This is a genomic window from Bradyrhizobium sp. 35 (assembly GCF_023073215.1).
In the GTDB taxonomy this organism is placed as follows: Bacteria; Pseudomonadota; Alphaproteobacteria; order Rhizobiales; family Xanthobacteraceae; genus Bradyrhizobium; species Bradyrhizobium canariense_D.
The window spans coordinates 1-2,225 of the sequence record NZ_JADPJC010000037.1; the positions used below are offsets into that span (position 1 = coordinate 1).

At 61.4% G+C, this 2,225-nt stretch carries 1 protein-coding gene and 2 pseudogenes; all 3 read right to left on the reverse strand.

Annotated features, from left to right (window positions below):
- Positions 1–93: 93 nt before the first annotated feature.
- Positions 94–601: pseudogene (locus tag IVB36_RS06335) on the reverse strand (integrase core domain-containing protein); the annotation flags it as partial.
- A gap of 202 nt (positions 602–803) precedes the next feature.
- A complete protein-coding gene (locus IVB36_RS06340) occupies positions 804–1,826 on the reverse strand; it encodes an IS110 family transposase (protein ID WP_247390967.1) in 1,023 nt (340 codons plus the stop codon).
- A gap of 65 nt (positions 1,827–1,891) precedes the next feature.
- Positions 1,892–2,225 (reverse strand): annotated as a pseudogene (locus IVB36_RS06345) (IS3 family transposase); the annotation flags it as partial.

Consider the following 2,225-nt stretch of genomic DNA (forward strand, 5'->3'; position numbering starts at 1 on the left):
GCGACAGAACCCAAGATACCCCACGGGATCGAATCCCAATCAGCAAAGTCGTTTCTCTTCAACAACATAGACAGATGGGTGTTCTGATGCGCGGTTGTAATCGGCGCGCCAGCATCCGAGTGCGACGCGGGCCTGGGCCAACGACGTGAACAGCGTCTCGTTCAACAGTTCATCCCGCAGCCGACCGTTGAAGCTCTCGATGAAGGCATTTTGCATGGGCTTGCCTGGCGCGATATAGTGCCATGCCACGCGGCTCTGATCTGCCCATGTCAGGATGGCGTTGCTGGTGAGTTCGGTGCCGTTGTCGCTGACCACCGTCTTGGGCTTGCCGCGCTCTATCACCAGCCGGTCCAGCTCCCGCGCCATCACGGGTGCCGGAGAGCGAGGTATCGGCCACCAGCGCCAGGCACTCGCGGGTGCAATCATCGACAACGGTGAGGATACGGAACCGGCGGCCGTCGGTGAGCTGATCCGACACGAAGTCGAGCGACCAGCGGTCGTTCGGCGCCATCGGCACCGTCATCGGCGCCGGGGTCCCGATCGTCCGCTTGCGGCCGCCACGGCGGCGCACCGCGAGCCTCTCTTCCCGGTACAGCCGGAAGAAGTCTAATCGCTGTCAACTGCCCTGGGTATCGGACCTTGTCGTCTTCGAGGTCGGAGGAATGTGCCGCCTCATCATGGCCCTCGCCAGTGGATCTCCCCATGTGATTCCCGCGGTCTGAAGCCGCCCAAGAAGTTACGGGATAATCCAGCCAGCGTCCTTCCAGGACGATCTACAGAGATACTGGCTTAGCTAGCTAGGCTCAGTTAGCCGGCGCCGCCGCGAACTCCGTGCCATCCAGCCAGATACGGTGCAGGATGATGGCGAGTTTACGAGCCACGGCGACCTTCGCCTTTCGCGACCCGATCCGAGCCATTAGTTGCTGCCCCCAACGGCGGAGTGCACTATCTTTGCGCACGCGCGTCATGAGCGCGTTGGCCGCCTCGAATAAAAGGCTTCGGGCCATGCGGTCGCCTGACTTGGATATCCGGCCGGAGATATCGACCTCGCCGGATTGATAGCGCCGAGGTGTCAGGCCGAGAAACGCTCCGACATCGGTGGATCGGGAGAAGCGGTTAGGATCGTCTATGGCCGTCGTGAACGTCAATGCAGTAATCGCGCCTACACCGGGGATCGTTATCATACGCTGGCAGGCCTCATGGGTGCGCGCGAGACGTAGAAGCTGCGAATCGAGCCTCTGCCTGCGCTCTCCCGCAACACGCCAAGCCTCAAGCAGCGCGTCAATGGCGCTTCGGATCAAAGGGTCCGCCGGACATCGCGTGAGCACTGCGCGCTCGAACGTTCCTCCCTTACCGGCTGCGAGCACCACGCCGAAGGTCTTCAGTAGACCACGAATTTGATTGTAAAGCGTCGTTCGAATCGCGACGAGTTCGCTTCTGGCTGAGAGCAGGGCTCGAATACGACAGCTCTGCAGGCTCTTGACGGCGACGGGCCGGTACCAACCGGAGCGCACCACTTGCGCGATCCCAAATGCATCGTTCACATCGGTCTTGTTAACTTGCAGCGAGAGCGCCGCCGCGACATGGCGCGCGTGGATACAGTCGATTGGAACGTCGAGAGCGCGCAGCCCATGCCAAAGCCAGATCGCCAGCGGCCCGGTTTCCATGCCGACCCGAACCGCGTCTGGAGCGTGCTCGCGCAGCGCCATTGCGATGCACTCCGGTTCCGAGGAGCATTTGCCCCGCCAAGTGCGCCGACCGTCGCCGTCGATCACACAAATCTCCGTCTCCTTTTGCGATACGTCCAAACCAACATAAAGGGTCATCACATGCTCCTCGTTTGCACTGAGGAGAACATTCTGCCTCAGCCACGCGCGTGCGATTAGGCCATGTGGTTGACCAGATATCCCTCCCGCTTGAGCAGCACATGCAGGCGTCGATAGCCGAAACGACGACGTTCCTGAGCGATTGCCCGCATGCGCTGGCGAAGGCCGGCTTCGTCCGCCCGGATCGTTTGGTATCTCATGGTCATGCGGCAGCAGCCGATGGTTTTACACGCCCGCCGTTCGCTCATCCCGAAGGCGCCTCGGAGATGGGCGACAGCTTTGCGCTTGGCCGCGGGCGTCACCATTAATGGGATGACCCGCCCCGTCCTCTCAGTCAGACTGAGTTGGCTTTTGAAAGGAGGAAGCAATGAGGACACGGAACAAGCCCAGGCCGGCAAC

What these genes read in the sequence shown, in the direction of transcription:
- IVB36_RS06340 (WP_247390967.1), bottom strand. Translation starts at nt 1,826, where the DNA reads ATGACCCTTTATGTTGGTTTGGACGTATCGCAAAAGGAGACGGAGATT.